Source organism: Isoptericola halotolerans, from assembly GCF_045689585.1.
Lineage (GTDB): Bacteria > Actinomycetota > Actinomycetes > Actinomycetales > Cellulomonadaceae > Isoptericola > Isoptericola halotolerans_B.
Map to the genome: position 1 here is coordinate 3,538,702 of NZ_CP140108.1, position 19,809 is coordinate 3,558,510.

General features: G+C 74.0%; 15 protein-coding genes. 4 read left to right on the plus strand and 11 right to left on the minus strand.

Annotated elements, in window-relative coordinates; all coding sequences use genetic code 11:
- Positions 1–2: 2 nt before the first annotated feature.
- The 3 genes from UQW22_RS16665 to UQW22_RS16675 form a co-directional block, all read right to left on the minus strand.
- Entirely contained in the window at positions 3–602 is a 600-nt protein-coding gene (locus UQW22_RS16665) for a regulatory protein RecX (protein WP_407318254.1), read from the minus strand.
- Between the two features lie 13 nt (positions 603–615).
- Entirely contained in the window at positions 616–1,770 is a 1,155-nt protein-coding gene (gene recA / locus UQW22_RS16670; protein ID WP_407320843.1) for a recombinase RecA, read from the minus strand.
- Between the two features lie 234 nt (positions 1,771–2,004).
- Positions 2,005–2,238, minus strand: coding sequence for a DUF3046 domain-containing protein (locus UQW22_RS16675; protein WP_407318255.1), 234 nt, complete (start codon positions 2,236–2,238; stop codon positions 2,005–2,007).
- 70 nt (positions 2,239–2,308) lie between these two features.
- Between UQW22_RS16675 and UQW22_RS16680 the strand changes: the two genes are divergently transcribed.
- Positions 2,309–7,024: an ATP-dependent helicase gene (locus tag UQW22_RS16680; RefSeq protein WP_407318256.1), complete on the plus strand. Its 4,716-nt coding sequence runs from the start codon at positions 2,309–2,311 to the stop codon at positions 7,022–7,024.
- Here the strand turns inward: UQW22_RS16680 and UQW22_RS16685 are convergent.
- Positions 6,990–7,718 carry a DUF998 domain-containing protein gene (locus UQW22_RS16685; RefSeq protein WP_407318257.1) on the minus strand — a complete coding sequence of 243 codons (729 nt, stop codon included), beginning with the start codon at positions 7,716–7,718 and terminating at the stop codon, positions 6,990–6,992. The genes UQW22_RS16680 and UQW22_RS16685 overlap by 35 nt on opposite strands.
- A gap of 115 nt (positions 7,719–7,833) precedes the next feature.
- Here UQW22_RS16685 and UQW22_RS16690 point away from each other — a divergent pair, with 115 nt between their 5' ends.
- Complete coding sequence (locus tag UQW22_RS16690) at positions 7,834–8,643, plus strand: DNA-formamidopyrimidine glycosylase family protein (protein WP_407318258.1); 810 nt, start codon at positions 7,834–7,836, stop codon at positions 8,641–8,643.
- A gap of 22 nt (positions 8,644–8,665) precedes the next feature.
- Here the strand turns inward: UQW22_RS16690 and UQW22_RS16695 are convergent, their stop codons facing one another.
- From UQW22_RS16695 to pgsA, 3 genes are all read right to left on the minus strand, one after another.
- Positions 8,666–8,995 (minus strand): helix-turn-helix domain-containing protein, encoded by a 330-nt coding sequence (locus UQW22_RS16695; protein ID WP_407318259.1) that lies wholly within the window; start codon positions 8,993–8,995, stop codon positions 8,666–8,668.
- Between the two features lie 204 nt (positions 8,996–9,199).
- Positions 9,200–9,664 (minus strand): CinA family protein, encoded by a 465-nt coding sequence (locus tag UQW22_RS16700; protein ID WP_407318260.1) that lies wholly within the window; start codon positions 9,662–9,664, stop codon positions 9,200–9,202.
- Positions 9,661–10,254, minus strand: coding sequence for a CDP-diacylglycerol--glycerol-3-phosphate 3-phosphatidyltransferase (gene pgsA / locus UQW22_RS16705; RefSeq protein WP_407318261.1), 594 nt, complete (start codon positions 10,252–10,254; stop codon positions 9,661–9,663). The genes UQW22_RS16700 and pgsA overlap by 4 nt, the downstream gene beginning before the upstream one ends.
- 100 nt (positions 10,255–10,354) lie before the next feature.
- On the opposite strand from pgsA, the gene UQW22_RS16710 reads away from it, so the two are divergent.
- Positions 10,355–11,665, plus strand: a complete 1,311-nt coding sequence (locus UQW22_RS16710; RefSeq protein WP_407318262.1) for a CapA family protein — start codon at positions 10,355–10,357, stop codon at positions 11,663–11,665.
- 34 nt (positions 11,666–11,699) lie between these two features.
- Here UQW22_RS16710 and UQW22_RS16715 read toward each other — a convergent pair whose 3' ends face one another.
- From UQW22_RS16715 to dapA, 4 genes are all read right to left on the minus strand, one after another.
- Entirely contained in the window at positions 11,700–14,252 is a 2,553-nt protein-coding gene (locus tag UQW22_RS16715; RefSeq protein ID WP_407318264.1) for a DNA translocase FtsK 4TM domain-containing protein, read from the minus strand.
- A 302-nt stretch (positions 14,253–14,554) separates the two neighbouring features.
- Complete coding sequence (locus UQW22_RS16720) at positions 14,555–15,259, minus strand: DUF4328 domain-containing protein (RefSeq protein WP_407318266.1); 705 nt, start codon at positions 15,257–15,259, stop codon at positions 14,555–14,557.
- Between the two features lie 292 nt (positions 15,260–15,551).
- Positions 15,552–17,237 (minus strand): ribonuclease J, encoded by a 1,686-nt coding sequence (locus tag UQW22_RS16725; RefSeq protein WP_407318267.1) that lies wholly within the window; start codon positions 17,235–17,237, stop codon positions 15,552–15,554.
- Positions 17,238–17,259: 22 nt separating this feature from the next.
- Positions 17,260–18,183, minus strand: a complete 924-nt coding sequence (gene dapA, locus UQW22_RS16730; RefSeq protein ID WP_407318269.1) for a 4-hydroxy-tetrahydrodipicolinate synthase — start codon at positions 18,181–18,183, stop codon at positions 17,260–17,262.
- A 143-nt stretch (positions 18,184–18,326) separates the two neighbouring features.
- On the opposite strand from dapA, the gene UQW22_RS16735 reads away from it, so the two are divergent.
- Positions 18,327–19,790 (plus strand): NAD-dependent succinate-semialdehyde dehydrogenase, encoded by a 1,464-nt coding sequence (locus UQW22_RS16735; protein WP_407318270.1) that lies wholly within the window; start codon positions 18,327–18,329, stop codon positions 19,788–19,790.
- The last annotated feature ends 19 nt before the right edge of the window (positions 19,791–19,809 follow it).

Below are 19,809 nucleotides of genomic sequence, written 5' to 3' on the forward strand. Positions count from 1 at the left end.
CCTCAGTCGTCGAGGAAGACGTCCTCGGCGTCGCCGGCCTCGTCACCCTCCGCGACCAGTGCGTCCTTGACGGCGGCGAACGCCACCGACGGGCTGTGGCCCTTGCGGCTCAGCGCTCCCACGGCACGGCGCACCCTCTTGTCGCGGTCGAGACCTCGCGTCCGCGCCACGTGCTTGCGCGCGAGCTCGGCCGCCGCAGCCCGTTCGTCGTCGCCGTCGACCTGCTCCAGGGCGGCGGCGGCGGTCTCGGGGTCGACACCTCGACGGTAGAGCTCGGCCGAGATCGCCCGGCGCGCCTGGCCCTTCTCGTGGTGCCGGGTCCGGACGATCATGTCGGCGTACTCGGTGTCGTCGACGAGGCGGACCTCCTCGAACCGGTCGAGCACCGGGTCCACGACCTGCTCCGGATATCCCTTGCGCGCGAGCGAACGGGCCAGCTCCGCCCGGCTCTTGGGAGCCGCCGTGAGCGTACGCAGCACCGCCTCGCGAGCGAGCTCGGCCGCCTCCTCGACGCTGATCTCGCCCGCCTCGAGCCGTTCCCCCACGCTCGGGCGGCCGCGGCGCTTCCCCTCGCCGCGACCACCCTGTCCTCGGGCTGCCATCAGCGCACGCCCGTCAGAACGGTGCCTTCTTCGTCTTGGCCGCCGTCGACCGCGCGGTCGACCGGGCCTTGGCCGGGGCCTTGCCCTCGTCCGCCGAAGAGGCCGACGCCGCCGTCGCGACATCGCCGGCCACCGGTGCGGTGTCATCGCCCTCGGCCGGCACGTCGAGCTTCGCCCCGACGCCGAGCTTCTCCTTGATCTTCTTCTCGAGCTCGTCGGCCAGGTCGGGGTTGTCCCGCAGGAACGACCGGGCGTTCTCCTTGCCCTGACCGAGCTGGTCGCCGTCGTAGGTGAACCACGAACCGGACTTGCGCACGAACCCGTGCTCCACGCCCATGTCGATCAGTCCGCCCTCACGGGAGATCCCGACGCCGTAGAGGATGTCGAACTCCGCCTGCTTGAACGGCGGAGCCATCTTGTTCTTGACGACCTTGACCCGGGTGCGGTTGCCGACCGCGTCGGTCCCCTCCTTGAGGGTCTCGATCCGGCGGATGTCCATACGCACCGACGCGTAGAACTTCAGCGCCTTGCCGCCGGTCGTGGTCTCCGGAGAGCCGAAGAACACTCCGATCTTCTCGCGGAGCTGGTTGATGAAGATCGCCGTGGTGCCCGAGGAGCTCAGGGCACCGGAGATCTTGCGCAGCGCCTGCGACATGAGCCGTGCCTGCAGACCCACGTGGCTGTCACCCATCTCGCCCTCGATCTCGGCCTTCGGAACCAGGGCCGCGACGGAGTCGATGACGATGATGTCGATCGCGCCCGACCGGATCAGCATGTCCGTGATCTCCAGGGCCTGCTCGCCGGTGTCCGGCTGCGAGACGAGCAGCGCGTCGGTGTCGACGCCGAGCTTCTTCGCGTAGTCCGGGTCCAGGGCGTGCTCGGCGTCGATGAAGGCCGCGATGCCGCCGTTCCGCTGAGCGTTGGCCACCGCGTGCAGCGCGATGGTGGTCTTGCCGGAGGACTCGGGGCCGTACACCTCGATGACACGCCCGCGCGGCAGACCGCCGATGCCCAGCGCGACGTCGAGCGCGATCGACCCGGTCGGGATGACCTCGACCGGGGCGCGCCCCTCCTGGCCGAGGCGCATGACGGATCCCTTGCCGAAGTTGCGGTCGATCTGGGCGAGCGCGGCTTCGAGGGCCTTGTCACGGTCTTCCGGTGCTGGCATGTTCGTCACCTTCGTGTTCTGGGCGCGCCCGCGCGCCTTCGGCTTGCTGCTCATGTCGTCGACGACCGTACTCGGCGCCACCGACAACGACCGGCGTCCCGACGTCCCGGTGTGGACGACGGCCGGAGATCTTCTGCTGTGGTCAGACTCTACCCGAACATCTGTTCGACGCGGGAGGTTCGCCGGCGTGTCGGCGCTCGGCTCGTGGCACCCGGCAGTGCTCCGCGCAGCGGCTCAGCGCGGCGGTGGTGCCTGCCGGTTCCGGTCGGTCCCCCAGCGCCGCTCCTCCGGCACGTCGAGCGCGTCGCACAACGCGTGCCAGACGTCCCGCGGCTCCGTGCCCGCGGACAACGCCTCCGCCGGCGTGCGGTCGCCGAGCCGCGGCAGCACCTGCTCGCGCACGAGCGTGCGCCCGAGGGCGCGCCCGAAGACCTCGTCGACGAGCTGGGAGAAGTCGGAGTAGCGCACGCTCCCAGGGTGCCACGGGTCCGCACGGGCGCGGCGCGCGCCTGTCGGTGTCCCGGTGCACGATGGGTCGGTGTCCCCCCTCCCCGACCCGTTCGCCCGGTTCAGTCCCGCCACCCGGGCGTGGTTCACCGGCGCGTTCGCCGGACCGACGGCGGCGCAGTCGGGCGCGTGGGAGGTGGTCGCGGCCGACCGGCACGCCCTCGTGGTGGCCCCCACCGGCTCCGGCAAGACCCTGGCGGCGTTCCTCTGGGCGATCGACCGGCTGACCTCCGTCCCGCCCCCACCGGACCCGGTGCGCCGGTGCCGCGTGCTGTACGTCTCCCCCCTCAAGGCGCTCGCCGCGGACGTGCAGCGCAACCTCCGCGCCCCGCTGGCGGGCATCCGGCAGACCGCGGCCCGGGCGGGCACCCCGGTGCACGACGTGGACGTCGGCATGCGCACGGGCGACACCCCGGCCGCCGAGCGACGAGCGTTCGCGACCCGACCACCGGACGTCCTGATCACGACGCCCGAGTCCCTGTTCCTCGTCCTGACCTCGGCGGCCCGGTCCGGGCTCGCCGGCGTCGAGACCGTGATCGTCGACGAGATCCACGCCGTGGCCGGCACGAAGCGCGGCGCCCACCTCGCCGTCACGCTGGAGCGCCTCGACGAGCTCCTCGAGCGTCCCGCGCAGCGCATCGGTCTCTCCGCGACCGTCCGGCCCGTCGACGACGTCGCACGGTTCCTGGGGGGCGACCGCGCCCCGGACGACGGGGGCCGCGAGGTGGCGGTGGTGCAGCCCCCGGCCGACAAGCGCTGGGACCTGCAGGTGGCCGTCCCCGTGCCCGACCTCACCGACCTGGGCGGGAGCGAGGAACCGGACCTGTCCGGGCCGGCGACGGCGCCCCGGACGCCCCAGCGGCAGGCCTCGGTGTGGCCGCACGTCACCGACCGGGTCGTCGACCTGGTGGCCGCGCACCGCTCGACGCTCGTGTTCACCAACTCCCGGCGCGGCGCGGAGCGGCTGACGGCGCGGGTCAACGAGACCTGGTCCGAGCGCCAGGGGATCGCTCTCCCGGCGCCGGGCGCCGCCCAGGCCGCGGTGATCCCGGGTCAGTCCGGCACGGCCGTCGCCACGCCCGAGGACGCCCCCGTGCTGGCCCGCGCCCACCACGGGTCCATGAGCCGGGCCGAGCGCACCCGCACCGAGTCCGAGCTCAAGGACGGCCGGCTGCCCGCGGTCGTCGCGACGTCGTCCCTGGAGCTCGGCATCGACATGGGGGCGGTCGACCTCGTGGTCCAGGTGGGTTCGCCCCCGTCGGTGGCGAGCGGGCTGCAGCGCATCGGGCGCGCGGGCCACCAGGTCGGAGCCGTGTCCCGCGGCGTCGTGCTGCCGACGTTCCGGGGCGAGCTGCTCCCGGCCACCGTCGTCACGCAGCGCATGCGCGGTGGCGACATCGAGCCGCTGCACGTCGTGTCCAACCCGCTCGACGTGCTCGCCCAGCAGGTGGTCGCCGCCCTCGCGATGGACGACTGGCACGGGGACGACCTGCTCGCGCTCGTGCGCCGCTCGACGCCCTTCGCCGGGCTCGGCGACGCCACCTGGCACGCCGTGCTCGACATGCTCGCCGGGCGGTACCCCAGCGAGGAGTTCGGCGAGCTGCGTGCCCGGATCGTGTGGGACCGCGCCACCGGACGGCTCTCCGCCCGCCCGGGAGCCCAGCGCCTCGCGGTCACCAGCGGCGGGACCATCCCCGACCGCGGCCTCTACGGGGTCTTCCTGGCCGGGGACGACGGCGGCCGTGGGGGCAAGCGCGTGGGCGAGCTCGACGAGGAGATGGTCTACGAGTCCCGGGCCGGGGACACCTTCACCCTGGGGTCGTCCACCTGGCGCATCGAGGACATCACCCCGGACCGCGTCGTGGTCACGCCCGCTCCCGGCCTGCCCGGGCGGCTGCCGTTCTGGAAGGGCGACTCACCCGGTCGGCCGGCGTCCCTCGGGCGAGCGGTCGGGGCGTTCGTCCGCGAGGCGGACCGGGTGCTCGCCGACGACCCGGAGGCCGGGCGTGCTCACCTGCGCGAGGCGGGCCTCGACGACTGGGCCGCCGAGAACCTCGCGGGCTACCTCACCGAGCAGCGCACCGCCACGGGTCGGCTGCCGGACGACCGCACGGTGGTCGTCGAGACGTTCCGCGACGAGCTCGGCGACCGGCGGGTCGTGGTGCACTCGCCGCTCGGCGCGCGGGTGCACACGCCCTGGGCGCTCGTCGTGGCGGCACGGCTCCGGGACCGGCTCGGAGCCGACGTCGCGGTCATGCCGGGCGACGACGGCATCGTGCTCCGGCTGCCCGGCGACTCGCCGTGGGACGTCGACGCCTCGAGCGCTCCGGTGCCGTCCGTCACCGCCGAGGACCTGCTGATCGACCCGGACGACGTGGCCGACGCCGTGCGCGCCGAGCTCGGCTCGTCGGTGCTCTTCGCGGCGAGGTTCCGTGAGGCGGCCGCCCGTGCGCTGCTCCTGCCGCGCCGTCGCCCCGACCGCAGGTCACCGCTGTGGCAGCAACGCCAGCGCGCGGCCCAGCTGCTGCATGTGGCCTCGGCCCACCCCGAGTTCCCGATCATGCTGGAGGCGGCCCGCGAGTGCCTCCAGGACGACTTCGACGTCGCCGCCCTGCGCACCCTCATGGCCGACCTGGCCGCGCGGAGGGTGCGGATGGTGGAGGTGACCACCACCGAACCGTCGCCCTTCGCCCGCTCGCTGCTGTTCGGCTACACCGCCCAGTTCCTCTACGACGGCGACGCACCGCTCGCCGAGCGCCGGGCCGCGGCGCTGTCGCTCGACCCCGCGCTCCTGGCAGAGCTGCTCGGGGAGCAGGGCGCCACCGACCTGGCCGACCTCCTGGACCCGGAGGCCGTCGAACGCACCGAGGCGGAGCTGCAGTGCCTGGCACCGGAACGGCAGGCCAAGGACGCCGAGGCGCTGTGGGACGTGCTGCGCCGCACCGGTCCGCACCCCGTCGAGGCGCTGCGCGCACGCACCCGCGACGAGGCGCGCGGCGCCGTCGTCGGCTGGCTCGCCGACCTGGAGCGGGCGCGGCGAGCGATCGAGGTCCGGGTGGCGGGCACCGAGCAGTGGGCCGTCGTGGAGGACGCGGCGCGACTGCGGGACGCCCTCGGGGTGGCGCTCCCCGTGGGGGTCGCCGAGGCGCACACCGCCCCGGTCGCCGACCCGCTCGGGGACCTCGTGCGGCGCCACGCGCGCACCCACGGACCGTTCACGACGGCGGACGTCGCCCGCCGCCTCGGCCTCGGCATCGCCGTCGTGGCCGCCGTCGCATCGCGGCTCGAGACCGAAGGGCTGCTCGTGCGCGGTGCCCTGCGGCCCGAGGTGCTCGGCGGCACGGCCGACGACCTCTGCGACCCCCGGGTGCTGCGCACCCTGCGCCGGCGCTCGCTCGCCGCGCTGCGGGCCGAGGTGGAACCGGTCGAGCCCGAGGCGCTGGGAGTGTTCCTGCCCCGCTGGCAGGGCGTCACCTCGACGCCCCTGCGCGGGACGGACGGCGTGCTGCGGGTGGTCGAACAGCTCGCCGGCTCCGCGGTCCCCGCCTCGGCCCTGGAGACGCTGGTCCTCCCCGCCCGGGTGGCGGACTACTCCCCCGCGCTCCTCGACGAGCTGACGACCACGGGCGAGGTGCTCTGGGCGGGGCACACCGCGCTGACCGGCGGTGGCGGGGGCGACGGGCTCGTGAGCCTGCACCTGAGCGAGGACGCACCGCTCACCCTGGCCACGCCGTCGGACCTCGAGCCGGACGGGCCGCTCGACTCCGACCGGCACCGCGTGGTGCTCGACCTCCTCACCGGCTCGGGCGGGCACTTCCTGCCGCGCCTGGCCGAGCTCGCCGACGCCACCGTGGCGGACACGCTCGAGGTCCTGTGGGACCTGGTGTGGGCGGGCCACGTCACGAACGACGGGCTGTCCGTGCTCCGCGAACGGGTCGGTGCCGGTGGGGGCACGCACCGCGCGCCACGCACGACCGCACGTGCCCGTCCCGTCCGCAGGTCCCGGTTCGCCGTGACCCGGCCGACGACGCCGCGGGGCGGCGGCGGACGGTGGTCGGCCCTACCGGCCCGTGAGACCGACACCACGCTGCGCACCCACGCGCTCACCCAGGTGCTCCTCGACCGGCACGGCGTGCTCACCCGCGCCGTGGCACCGTCCGAGGGTGCTGCCGGCCGGTTCCGGGACGTCTACCGCGTGCTGTCCGGGCTGGAGGAGCGCGGCGCCGTGCGCCGTGGGTACTTCGTGGAGCGCCTGGGCGGCTCCCAGTTCGCCCTGCCCGGCGCCGTCGACCAGCTCCGGCTCGATGCCGCCGACCGCGAGCGCCTCCGCGCGGACCCCGACGCGCCCCGCCGGGCCGTGCTGCTCGCCGCGACCGATCCCGCGAACCCGTACGGCGCCGCGCTGGGCTGGCCGCGCCGGCCCGACGGGACGGCCGACGGTCCGGGCCACCGGCCCGGACGCAAAGCCGGTGCCGTGGTGCTCCTGACCGCCGGCGCGCTGACCCTCTACGTGGAACGCGGTGGCCGCACGCTGCTGTCCTTCACCGACGACCCCGCCGACTTCGACGCCGCGGCCGCCGGGCTCGCCGAGGCGGCCCTCGCCGGCCGCCTGGGCAAGGTGCTGGTCCAGCGCGTCGACGGGGTCCCCGCGCTGACCGCGGCCCGCGACCGCCAGCCCGTCGCCGCGGCGCTGCTGCGCCACGGGTTCGGTGTCACACCGCAAGGTCTACGGGTCGTGGCCCGCTGACGCCGGCCGCGGGCCCCGCCGTCGGCGTCGGCGTCGGCACGGAGTGGATCTCCTCACGGTCCAGGGTGTCGGCCAGCAGGAACAGGTAGCCGATCATCAGCACGAAGCCCACCCTCTCCAGCAGGCCGAAGGCGACGATGCCCGAGCCGACGGCGGCCAGCGGCAGGTGGACCGCGAGGAACGCCACCACCAGGACCGCCAGGCCGACGGTCGCCCGTCGCAGCCGCCGAGGGGCCAGGGACCGTGGCGAGGGCACCGCCCGCGCCACGCAGTGCCCGACGACCGGGAGCACGACGAAGGCCGCGGCGGCGCTCGTGCGGTGCACCGCCGCCGAGAACGTGGTGGCCACGCCGGGCGGGTCGGTCGGGAAGACCCCGACGAGCACCATCGCGACGGCGAACGTCGCCATGGCGAGCGCCGGCACCCGCCCCGTCGCCAGCCCGGCCCGGTAGGCCCGGACCACCAGCGCCACGCCGACCGCCGCGAGGATCGTCCCGCCGACCAGGATCGCCTCCCCGCCCCCGGGCACGAACGCGTAGAAGCTCACCGGATCGATCAGCGGGTCCACGACCTCCGCCCCGAGCGTGTGGGCGGCAGCCATCGCCGTGAGCGCGGCGAGGCTCGACCATCCGACGCCGCGGACGCTGCGGTGCGCGGTCTGGTCGGGACGGTGGGCATCGACGTCGGGGCGCATGGCGCACCATCATGTCCGAAAAGTCCAGCACAAACCATCAGGTACCTCCCTGGTCGGTCCCTGATCGTCGTGTGTGCGACCCTGGTCGTCGCCGGACCGGCGGAGGGGAGGCCCCGTGCCCGAGGGTGACGTGCTGCGACTGACGGCGGAACGCCTCGACGAGGCGCTGCGCGGCCGTCCGCTGGTGCGTGCGGACCTGCGGTGGCCCACCGCGGCCGGTGCCGACCTCACCGGCCGGGCCGTCACGGCGTGCGTCGCGTACGGCAAGCACCTGATCACCCGGTTCGACGACGGCCGCACGCTGCACACGCACCTGCGGATGGAGGGCGCCTGGCGGGTGGAGCGCACCGGAAGCCGGGCCGCGGCGGCCCGGCACCCCGAGGTGCGGGCGGTGCTCGCCACCGACCGGTGGACCTGCGTGGGCTGGCGGCTCGGCATGCTGGACCTGGTGCGCACGCGCGACGAGCACACGTTGCTGGCGCACCTCGGTCCCGACGTGCTCGGTGACGACTTCGCCGCCACGGGCCTCGCCGTCGGCCTCGACCGGCTCGGGGACCAGGGCAGCCGGCCCCTCTGCGACGTCCTGCTCGACCAGCGGGTCCTCGCAGGTCTCGGCACGATCTGGATGGCGGAGACGTTGTTCGCCGTGCGTCGGCACCCGTGGACCCCGGTGAGCGCGCTCGGCGCCGAGGCCCGACGAGGGCTCCTGACGACGGCCCGGCGGCTCATGGGGCGCAGCGTCGACGTGGGCCGCTCCCACGGGTTGCAGCACGTGGAGCGGGCCGTGCACGGCCGACTGGGTGAGCCGTGCCGACGCTGCCGCACGCCGATCGCCGTCGGCCAGGCCAACGAACCTCCGTACGTGCGACCCGTGTTCTGGTGCCCGACCTGTCAGGCGAGCGGGACCCAGGGCCGAGCCGGGTGAGGTCGCACCGTACGGCGGCGGGTCAGCCGACCGGCGTGAGGTCCTCGCGCGCCGCGCCGCCGCGCGCGTACATCCCCGCGAGGACGTCGGCAGGGATCGTGTCCGGGACGTGCAGTCCCTCGGCCACCGCGATCTTGTCGCTCACCTCGCGCAGCACCAGTGAAAGCGGCACGTCCAGGGCCTCGCAGATCGAGGCGAGCAGCTCCGAGGAGGCTTCCTTCTGCCCGCGCTCGACCTCGCTGAGGTAACCCAGCGAGACCCGTGCGGCCGAGGACACCTCTCGCAGGGTGCGCCCCTGACGCTGCCGCGCGTCGCGCAGCACGTCACCGATCTCTCGTCGTAGGACGATCATGTCGCGCCCCCTCTCCTTGTCCGCCACCCCGTGTCGAGGAGTGGCACTACCGTACCCCGAGCCGGGGAGCGCACGCCGACCGGGACGCGCATCGATACGGGTTCGTGGCCTGTCTGCGATCACACCTGCCCAACGCCCCGCCGGCCCGCCGTGTTCCCGCACCCCGCCCCCGGGCGAGATCCTCGCCGTCGGCGCACAGGACCTTCACCCGGCCACCAGCTCGACCGCCAGCCCCAGCACCGCGTCGACCGCGGTCGCCCGGACCCCGGCGCGGTCCTCGTCGACCTCCAGCCGGCGGACCACGCTCGCACCGGGCGTCACCACGGCCACGTAGACGAGCCCCGGCGGGCGCCCGTCCTGGGGCGCGGGGCCGGCCACCCCGGTGGTCGCGAGCCCGACGTCGGCCCCGGTCACCCGCCGGGCGCCCTGCGCCATCGCCGTCGCCACGTCCGGGTCGACGGCACCGCGCTCCGCGAGCAGACCGACGTCGACGCCCAGCAGCGTCGCCTTCAGGTCGGTCGCATAGGCGACGACGCCGCCACGCACGACGCCCGACGCGCCGGGCACCTCGACGAGGGTGGCGGTGACGAGCCCACCGGTGAGGGACTCGGCGACCCCGACGGTCCAGCCACGCCGCGCCGCGTGCTCCAGCAAGCCGCGAGCGCTCACCGGCCCGTCCCCGTGCGGCGCGCGTCGCGCCGGATGCGCCAGCCCTGGACCACGTAGTCGACGCCCGTCACCACGGTGACCACCACGGCGGCGCCCATGGCGATCCATGCCACGACCAGCACGGCCTGGGGCAGGTGGGCCAGCGGCAGCAGGAACAGCAGGATCGCCACGATCTGCAGGACGGTCTTGATCTTCCCGCCGCGGGAGGCCGGCATCACGGCGTACCGCAGCATCGCCATGCGCATCACCGTGATGCCGAGCTCGCGGGCGAGGATGACGACGGGGACCCACCACGGCAGCTCGCCCAACGGCCACCACAGCAGGACGAGCGCGGACCCGACCAGCGCCTTGTCCGCGATGGGGTCGAGGATCTTGCCCAGGTCCGTGACCAGGCCCCGGGAGCGGGCCAGGTAGCCGTCGATCTTGTCGCTCAGCGCGGCGGCGGCGAAGATGCCCGTGGCCACGAGCCGCCAGGTCACCGACGTCCCGTCGTCCACGAGCAACGCCCACGCGAAGACCGGGACGAGGGCGATGCGCACCATGGTCACGAGGTTCGCGATGTTCCACGGTGAAGGAGCGGGGTCGGTCATCCGTCCAGCCTACTGGCCCGGAGCGGCCCGACCTCGCCGGCCGCGGCCGCTCCGCGGTCCCGCCCGCACCAGTACCTCGGCCACCGGTAGTCTCACGCGGGTGCAGCACTCCACGGACTCCTCCGGTCCGGCGCACGCGCGCCGGCTGCCCGGCGCCACCCGTCGCCGAGGGATCCTGCTCGTGCTCCTCGCGGCCGTGGTGGTCGCGTTCGCCGCCTGGCAGGTGCTGGCCGACGGCCCACCCCCTCCCGGCCGCACCGTCACGGCCCCGCCCGACGTCGACGTCGCGAAGTCCACCCCGCCGGCACCGGTCCCGCCCGCGCGGTTCACCGTCCTGGCGGCCGGCGACCTGCTGCCTCACGGCCCCGTCGTCCGCTCCGCCGACGGCGGCGACGACTTCGGGACGCTGCTCTCCGGCCTCGACGCGTGGGTCGCGGGAGCCGACCTGGCGCTGTGCCACATGGAGGTGCCGGTGGCGCCCGAAGGGACCGCACCGAGCGGGTACCCGATGTTCGCCGCGCCGGCAGGACTCGTGGACGCCGTCGCGGAGCAGGGCTGGGACGGCTGCTCGACGGCGTCCAACCACTCGGTGGACCGCGGGTACGACGGCGTCGTCGCGACCCTGGACGCGTTCGACGAGGCCGGTCTCGGCCACGTGGGCACCGCCCGCTCGGAGGCGGAGCAGGCCGCACCGCAGCGCTACGGCGTCGAACGGTCCGGGCGCACGCTCACCGTGGCGCACCTCTCGGCGACCTACGGGCTCAACGGGCTGCCGATGCCGGCGGACGCCCCGTGGGCGGCAGACATGATCGACGCCGGACGCCTCGTCGACGACGCCCGGCAGGCCCGCAAGGACGGCGCCGACGTGGTGCTGGTGAGCCTGCACGCCGGCGTCGAGTACACGGAGGACATCACCGACCAGCAGGTCGACGTCGTCCGGGCCCTCGGCGAGTCCGGTGCGGTCGACCTGGTGATCGGCCACCACGCCCACGTCCCCCAGCGCATCGAACGGGTCGACGGCGGTCGGGCCGACGAGGGCATGTGGGCCGCCTACGGCCTGGGCAACCTGCTGTCGAACCAGAGCGCGGCCTGCTGCGACGCCCGGACCAGCAACGGTGTGCTGCTGTCGGCCACCTTCACCCAGGAACGCCCCTCCGGTCCCACCCTGCTGTCCGACGTCGGATGGACGGCGACGACTGTCGACATCGCCGCCGGGCACCGGGTGCACGCCCTGCCCGACGTGCTCGACGACCCCGGCACGACGACGATGACGGCCGCCGAGCTGGCGACCCGTCAGCAGCGCGTCGCGGACGCCGTGCGGGACGCCGCGAGCGAACGTCTCGAACCGGCCGCATCGACCGGACCGGAACCCACGGTGCTACCCCGCGCGAGCGACCCGGCGGACGGCTGACCTGCTCGGTCCCGACCCGCTCTCACCGACCTGCTCAGCGCACCGGGTTCTCGGCGTCGGTGTCGGCGCCGTCGTGGTACTCCGTGGCGACGGGAGGCCGGTGCGTGTCGGTGCCGTCCGCGGACGCCGCCGCCCCGTCGGACTCCTGGTCGTAGGCGGCCGCTGGAGCGGTCTCGCCACGGATCAACGCGAGCGCCGCCGGCAGGTCGTCGGGCTGCACCAGCACGTCACGCGCCTTCGAGCCCTCCGACGGTCCGACGATCTCGCGGGACTCGAGCAGGTCCATGAGCCGGCCGGCCTTCGCGAACCCGACGCGCAGCTTGCGCTGCAGCATCGAGGTGGAGCCGAACTGGGTGGAAACCACCAGCTCGGCGGCCTGCAGCAGCAGGTCGAGGTCGTCGCCGATGTCCTCGTCGATCTGCTTCTTCGCCGCGGCGGGTGCCGTGACGTCCGGACGGTAGACGGGCTTGAGCTGCGACTTCACGTGCTCGACGACGGCGTGCACCTCGGACTCGGTCACCCAGGCGCCCTGCACACGCATGGGCTTGGCCGCCCCCATCGGCAGGAACAGGGCGTCGCCCTGGCCGATGAGCTTCTCGGCACCCGGCTGGTCGAGGACCACGCGGGAGTCGGCCAGCGACGACGTGGCGAACGCGAGCCGCGAGGGCACGTTCGCCTTGATCAGGCCGGTGACGACGTCGACCGAGGGGCGCTGCGTCGCCAGCACCAGGTGGATGCCCGCTGCGCGCGCCAGCTGCGTGATGCGCTGGATCGACGCCTCGACGTCGCGCGGGGCGACCATCATCAGGTCGGCCAGCTCGTCGACGACGACGAGCAGGTAGGGGTACGGGGCGATCTTGCGCTCCGAACCGGGCAGCGGCTTGACCTTGCCGGACCGCACCCCGGCGTTGAAGTCGTCGATGTGCTTGAAGCCGAACGTCGCGAGGTCGTCGTAGCGGGCGTCCATCTCCCGCACGACCCACTCCAGGGCCTCGGCCGCCTTCTTCGGGTTCGTGATGATGGGCGTGATCAGGTGCGGGATGCCCTCGTAGATCGTCAGCTCGACCCGCTTGGGGTCCACCAGGACCAGCCGCACCTGCTCCGGCGTCGCCCGCATGAGGATGGAGGTGATCATCGAGTTGATGAAGCTCGACTTGCCGGCGCCGGTCGCACCGGCGACGAGGATGTGCGGCATCTTCGCCAGGTTCGCGACGACGAAACCGCCCTCGACGTCCTTGCCGACACCCATGACCATCGGGTGCTCGGTGCGCCGGGCCGCCGACGAGCGCAGCACGTCTCCCAGGACGACCGTCTCGCGGTCGGAGTTCGGGATCTCGATGCCGATCGCGGACTTGCCGGGGATCGGCGAGAGGATCCGCACGTCGGCGCTCGCCACGGCGTACGCGATGTTGTTCGACAGCGACGTGATGCGTTCGACCTTGGTCTTGGCTCCCACCTCGACCTCGTACCGCGTGACCGTCGGCCCGCGCGTGAAGTTCGTGACCTCAGCGTCGACGCCGAAGTCGACGAACACCTTCGTCAGCGACTCGACCACGCGGTCGTTCACGGCCGACCGCGTCTTGTGCGGCGCCCCCTCGACCAGCGCCTCCTCGCTCGGCAGGAGGTAGACCGTGTCGCCCGAGAGCATCGGTTGCTCCGCCCGTCCGGCCGGCGCGGGCGTCGGCTCCGGTGCCGTGCGCGCGACCGGCGCGGCCGCGGCGGCCGGCGCGGCCTTCGTGCCCGCGGGGACCCGCTGCGTGGCCGCCGCCCGGTCGACCGGCCCGGTCCCACCCTCGGCGGCCGGGTCGAGCGTCGCCGCCTTCTCGAACGCCTCGTCACCGGCGTACCGGTCGAGCTCCGCGGCCGCCGCGTCCGCCGCGCGCTCGGCCTTCGTGCGGCGCTTGCGACGCTTGCGCGGCGTGGCCCGCTCCTCCGAGCCGTCGTGCGCCGAGACGCCGTCCGCGAGGCGCAGACCCTCGTCCGACTCCCCGTCCGCCTCGTTGTGGTTGCCCGTCAGACGGTCGTAGAGGCCCTGCACGCGCTCCGGGATGCGGTGCACCGGTGTCGCCGTCACCACGAGGAGCCCGAAGAAGCCGAGCAGGAGGAACAGCGGCACCGCGACCCACTCGGTCACACCGATGACGACCGGGGTCCCGGCCAGATAGCCGATGATGCCCCCGGCGTCCTGGACGTCCGCGAACCCGTCCCGCGGGGAGGGTGTCCCCTCCGCGACCGCCACCAGGGAGCAGACCGAGACGACGATGAGGCTCAGGCCGATCGCGACACGGGAGTTCGCCCGGCCACGCTCCGGGTGACGCATGATGCGCACCCCGAGCCACAGCAGCAGCACCGGTACCGCCACGCCGGCCAGCCCGACCGTCCCCGCCACGACGGCATGGACGACGTCGCCGAACGTCCCCGGTATGCCCCACCACTCGCGCGCCGCCACGACGAGCGCGAGCGCGATGAGGAAGAAGGCGACGCCGTCTCGACGGTGCTCCGGTTCCAGGTCTCTCGCTCCCTTGGTGATCGCGCGGGTCACGGTGCCCAGGCCGTGCGCGACGCCCAGGTAGGCACCGCGCACCATCCGGACCGGCCACGGCGGCCCGGCCGGACGGCGCTTCGGCGCCGGACGTCTCCCCGAGCCCTTCGACGACGCCGACCGGCCCGTACCGCGTCCGGTGGCGCGCGTCGACGATGCACGACGTCCCGAGGCGGACACCGCCGGGGTCCGCCCCGTGCGTGCCGCACCTCGAGGATTCCCGCGGTAGTTCCGGGGCGTCGTCCGGGTGGCCATGATGCTCTCACGGTACCCGCGCCCACCGGCACGACGCCGCAGGTCGCGGACGCGTGTCACGCCGGGCTGGCGTGAGCACCGTCACGGAGCTCTCAGCCGCCCGTCGCCGCCGACACCTGCGCGGCCGAGATCTCCCGCACGACACCGATCCACAGCACCAGGCCCACCGCACACGCCAACGTGCCGACACCCTCGAGGAAGGGCAGCGACGCCGGGTCCCACGACCCCATGCCCATCGCCACGAGGCCCGACTGGTTCGCCGCCCACAACGACACCAGCCAGCACGCCCACCAGAGCCCGAGACCCCCCGCACGCCGCGTCCCGACCGTCCCCGCACGCACGTCGCGCACCACCTGGAAGGGGAACCAGAGGGACACCACCGGCACGACCCAGCCCAGCCACACCCACACGGCGCCCCGGACCTGCCGCACGTGCGGCGACCCCGCGACGGCGATCGCACGACTGCGCTGCAGCCACAGGCAGCCCACCACGAAGACCGCCACCTGCACCGGTAGCAGCAGGAGGCCAATCTCGTCGTACGCCGTGAAGACATCCATGGAGCTGCCGCCCGCGCCGAGCGCCCGGGCATACTCCTCGGCCGCCGCCGGGGACAGCACCAGGACCAGTGCCTGGAGCGCCGTCCACGCGCACGCCAACCCGATCGTCCATGCCGCCAGCCCGGTCGGCGCGGCGGGTACCGGTGCCGGCGCGAGCCACGGTTCCCCCGCCGTCTGCCCCGGGTACGCCGCAGGTTCCGGCGCGTACGCCCCGTAGGCCGGCACCGCGGGCCGCCCCACGGACGGCTCCGGGAAGGATCGCGCGTCACCCGACGGCCCCGGGGGGACAGGTTGACCGGACGGCGGTGCGAACGGGTCAGGCTGAGTCATACGTTCCTCCACAGGACGGACAAGTCGCGTCAGGGTAGCGTAAAACGACCCACCGTCTGCACGCCTGCACTCGCACGCTCGCTCCGGGTCATGCCTCGCGAACCTTCTGGTCGACCTGCCCCTGCACTCGCACGCTCGCTCCGGGTCATGCCTCGCGAACCTTCTGGTCGACCTGCCCCTGCACTCGCACGCTCGCTCCGGGTCATGCCTCCACGACGACGGGGACGATCATCGGGCGACGGCGCAGCCGGCGGTTGAGCCACTGGCCGATCACGCGGCGCATCACCTGCTGGAGCTGGTGGGTGTCGGTGGCGCCGCCGGCGATCGCGTCCTCGAGCGCCTTGACGACGTCGGGCTGGATGTCGCCGAAGACCGCGTCGTCCTCCGCCATGCCGCGCGCCAGGATCTGCGGGCCCGCGAGCACCTTGCCGGTGGCGGAGTCGACGACGGCGAAGACGGACACGAAGCCCTCCTCGCCGAGGGTGCGACGGTCCTTGAGCTCGTTCTCGGTGACCTCGCCCACCGACGAACCGTCGACGTAGACGTAACCGCAGGGCACCGCACCGACGACAGAGGCCTTGCCGTCGACGAGGTCGACGACCACGCCGTCCTCCGCGAGCACGACCCGGTCCGCCGGGACGCCGGTCCGGACCGCGAGCGCCGCGTTCGCCACGAGGTGCCGCACCTCGCCGTGCACCGGCATGACGTTCTTGGGCCGCAGGATGTTGTAGCAGTAGAGGAGCTCTCCCGCGCTGGCGTGCCCCGAGACGTGGACCTTCGCGTTGCCCGAGTGCACGACGCGTGCCCCCAGACGCGTCAGGCCGTTGATGACGCGGAACACGGAGTTCTCGTTGCCCGGGATGAGGGAGCTGGCGAGGATCACGGTGTCGCCGTGGCCGATCTCGACGCGGTGGTCACCGTTCGCCATCCGGCTCAGGGCGGCCATCGGCTCCCCCTGCGACCCGGTGCACATGTAGACCAGCTCGTGGTCCGGGACGTCGCCCGTGCGCTTGAGGTCGACGAGCACGCCGGGCGGCACGTCGAGGTAGCCGAGCTCGGCCGCGATCCCCATGTTGCGGATCATCGAGCGGCCGGCCAGGGCGACCTTGCGGCCGTGCGCGTGCGCGGCGTTGAGGACCTGCTGGACGCGGTGCACGTGCGAGGAGAAGGACGCGACGACGATGCGCTTCTCGGCCTGGGCGAAGACGCTGTCGAGGACCGGCCCGATCTCGACCTCGTTCGTCACGAAGCCCGGGACCTCGGCGTTCGTGGAGTCGACCATGAACAGGTCGACCCCCTGCTCGCCGAGCCGCGCGAAGGCACGCAGGTCGGTCACGCGGCCGTCGAGCGGGAGCTGGTCCATCTTGAAGTCGCCCGTGTGCAGCACGGTGCCCGCGCCGGTGGTCACGGCGACGGCGAGCGCGTCGGGGATGGAGTGGTTCACCGCGACGAACTCGAGCCCGAACACGCCCAGACGGACGGTGTCGTTCTCGGCGACGACGCGCGTCACCGGCTTGATCCGGTGCTCCTTGAGCTTCGCCTCGATGAACGCGAGCGTGAGCTGCGAACCGTAGATCGGGATGTCCCGGCGGCGGCGCAGCAGGTACGGCACCGCACCGATGTGGTCCTCGTGCCCGTGCGTCAGCACGATCGCCTCGATGTCGTCCATCCGGTCCGCGATGTACTCGAAGTCCGGCAGGATCAGGTCGACCCCGGGCTGGTGGTCCTCGGGGAACAGGACGCCGCAGTCGATGACGAGCAGCCGACCGTCGTACTCGAGGACCGCCATGTTGCGGCCGACCTCGCCGAGCCCGCCGAGCGCCACGATGCGCAGGCCGCCGGCGGGCAGCGCGGGAGGGAGAGGGAGCTCGGGGTGCGGGTGGCTCACAGGGCCTCCTGGTCTTCGGGCGTCACGGGAGGGTGGGGGCGGTGTCCAGGACACCGCTGGCGGCGAGGGCGGCGCGCACGGCGGCGACGTCGTCGTCCGTGGCGGCGACGTTCGGCAGGCGCAGCTCGCGGTTGTCGAGGACGCCGAGCACCTCGAGCGCGGCCTTGGTCATGACGGCCTGCGCACCGGCGCCGTTGATGGCCGCGACCACGGGCAGCGTCGTGGTGAAGACCTCGAGCGCGCCGGCGTGGTCGCCGGCGTCGAAGCGGCGCACGACCTCGGCGAAGGCGCGTCCCACCAGGTGCGCGGAGACGGAGACGATCCCGGCGGCCCCGTGGGCGAGGAAGGGCAGCAGCAGGGTGTCGTCGCCGGAGTACCAGGCCAGCCCGGTGGCGGCGCGCAGCGCGGGCACGTCGGTGAGGTCGCCGGTGGCGTCCTTGGTGGCGACGACGCGGGGGTGCGCGGCGATGCGCTCGTACGTCGCCGGCGCGATCCGCACGCCGGCCCGACCCGGGATGTCGTACAGCATGACCGGCAGCTCGGTCGCGTCCGCGACGGTGGCGAAGTGCCGGTAGAGCCCTTCCTGGGTGGGACGGGAGTAGTACGGCGAGACGACCAGGAGGCCGTCCGCACCGGCCTCGGCCGCCTGCTCGGCCATGCGGACGGCGTGCGCGGTGTCGTTCGAGCCGGCCCCGGTCAGCACCGCGGCGCGGTCCCCGACGGCGTCGACGACGGTCCGCACGAGCGCCGCCTTCTCCGGGGCGTGCGTGGCCGGCGCCTCGCCCGTCGTCCCCGACAGCACGAGGCCGTCGTTCCCGTCGTCGACCAGGCGGCGGGCGAGCGCCGCCGCGGCATCGAGATCGATCTCCCCCGAGCCCGTCATGGGCGTGACCATCGCGGTGAGGACGGCGCCGAACGGGCGCGCAGGGGTACCGGGCAGCGTCATAGGGTCACCGTACCGTTTACGGGTGCTTCGGGGCGCCGCCGTCCAGCCCTTCCCGGGCCGGTGTCGTGAGACGTCGTCCCAGGGTGCGCACGGCGTCGGCCGAGGCTGTTGCGTCGGCACGGCACCGACACATACTGGACGGTATGACTGCGACGACTCCCTCCACCGCCCGCGACGTCCCCACCCAGGTGCTCGTCGGCGGTGAGTGGCGTCCGGCGACCGGCGGCTCCACCTTCGAGGTGATCGACCCCGCCACCGAGGAGGTGCTCACCAGCGTCGCCGACGGCACCGGAGAGGACGGGCTCGCGGCACTCGCCGCCGCCCACGACGCCGCCCCCGCCTGGGCGGCCGTCGCCCCCCGGGACCGCTCCGAGCTCCTCCGGGCGTGCTTCGAGGCGATCGTCGAGCGCACCGACGAGCTGGCCGCCCTCATCACGGCCGAAGGCGGCAAGCCGCTCGCCGAGTCCCGGGCCGAGGTCGCCTACGGGGCGGAGTTCTTCCGCTGGTTCGCCGAGGAGGCGGTGCGGGCGCCGGGCCTGATGCGCACCGCCCCGGCCGGGGCCAACCGCCAGCTCGTGCACCGCCGGCCCGTCGGTCCGGCGCTGCTCGTCACACCCTGGAACTTCCCCATCGCGATGGCCACGCGCAAGATCGGCCCCGCGCTGGCCGCCGGCTGTCCCGTGGTGATCAAGCCCGCCCAGCTCACCCCGCTGACGACGATGGCCGTCGCGGAGATCCTGCGCGCCGAGCTGGCCGCGCGCGACCTGCCGACCGGTGTGGTCAACGTCGTGCCGACGTCCTCGGCGAAGACCGTGACGGGACCGGTGATCGCCGACGGTCGTCTGCGCAAGCTCTCCTTCACCGGCTCGACGGGAGTGGGGCGCGTGCTGCTGGGCCAGGCCGCCGAGCAGGTGCTCAACTGCTCGATGGAGCTGGGTGGCAACGCCCCGTTCGTGGTGTTCGCCGACGCCGACCTCGACGCCGCCGTCGAGGGCGCGATGGTCGCCAAGCTCCGCAACGGCGGGCAGTCGTGCGTCGCGGCCAACCGCTTCCTCGTGCACGGGTCGCTCGCGCAGGAGTTCGCCGAGCGGCTCGCCGCGCGGTTCGCCACGCTGTCCCTCGGCCCGGGGGCCGAGGGCCACGACGTCGGCCCCCTGATCGGCGCGAGCGCCGTCGACAAGGTCGACGAGCTCGTCGCCGACGCCACCCGTCGCGGCGCACGTGCGCTCGTCGGCGGGTCGCGGCCCGATGGCAGGGGCTACTTCTACTCCCCCACCGTGCTCGCGGGCACGCCCGCCGACGCGCGCTGCGTCACCGAGGAGGTCTTCGGCCCCGTCGCCCCCGTGGTGGCCTTCGACGACGCCGACGAGGCGTTCGCGCTGGCCAACGGCACCGAGTACGGGCTCGCCGCCTACGCCTACACCCGGGACCTCGACCTGGCGATGCGGGCGGCCCACGAGATCGACGCCGGCATGATCGGGGTCAACCGCGGCATGGTCTCGGACACCAGCGCCCCGTTCGGCGGAGTCAAGCAGTCGGGCCTGGGACGCGAGGGCGGCGCTGCCGGGCTGGAGGAGTACCTCGAGACGGTGTACGTCGCGTTGTGAGCCCCCGGGGGCGATCGTG

What these genes read in the sequence shown, in the direction of transcription:
- UQW22_RS16715 (WP_407318264.1), bottom strand. Translation starts at nt 14,252, where the DNA reads ATGGTGCGCGGTGCCTACCTGGGCGTCGCGCACGGCCTGGGCACCGTG.
- dapA (WP_407318269.1), bottom strand. Translation starts at nt 18,183, where the DNA reads ATGACGCTGCCCGGTACCCCTGCGCGCCCGTTCGGCGCCGTCCTCACC.
- UQW22_RS16695 (WP_407318259.1), bottom strand. Translation starts at nt 8,995, where the DNA reads ATGATCGTCCTACGACGAGAGATCGGTGACGTGCTGCGCGACGCGCGG.
- recA (WP_407320843.1), bottom strand. Translation starts at nt 1,770, where the DNA reads ATGCCAGCACCGGAAGACCGTGACAAGGCCCTCGAAGCCGCGCTCGCC.
- pgsA (WP_407318261.1), bottom strand. Translation starts at nt 10,254, where the DNA reads ATGACCGACCCCGCTCCTTCACCGTGGAACATCGCGAACCTCGTGACC.
- UQW22_RS16665 (WP_407318254.1), bottom strand. Translation starts at nt 602, where the DNA reads ATGGCAGCCCGAGGACAGGGTGGTCGCGGCGAGGGGAAGCGCCGCGGC.
- UQW22_RS16685 (WP_407318257.1), bottom strand. Translation starts at nt 7,718, where the DNA reads ATGCGCCCCGACGTCGATGCCCACCGTCCCGACCAGACCGCGCACCGC.
- UQW22_RS16735 (WP_407318270.1), top strand. Translation starts at nt 18,327, where the DNA reads ATGACTGCGACGACTCCCTCCACCGCCCGCGACGTCCCCACCCAGGTG.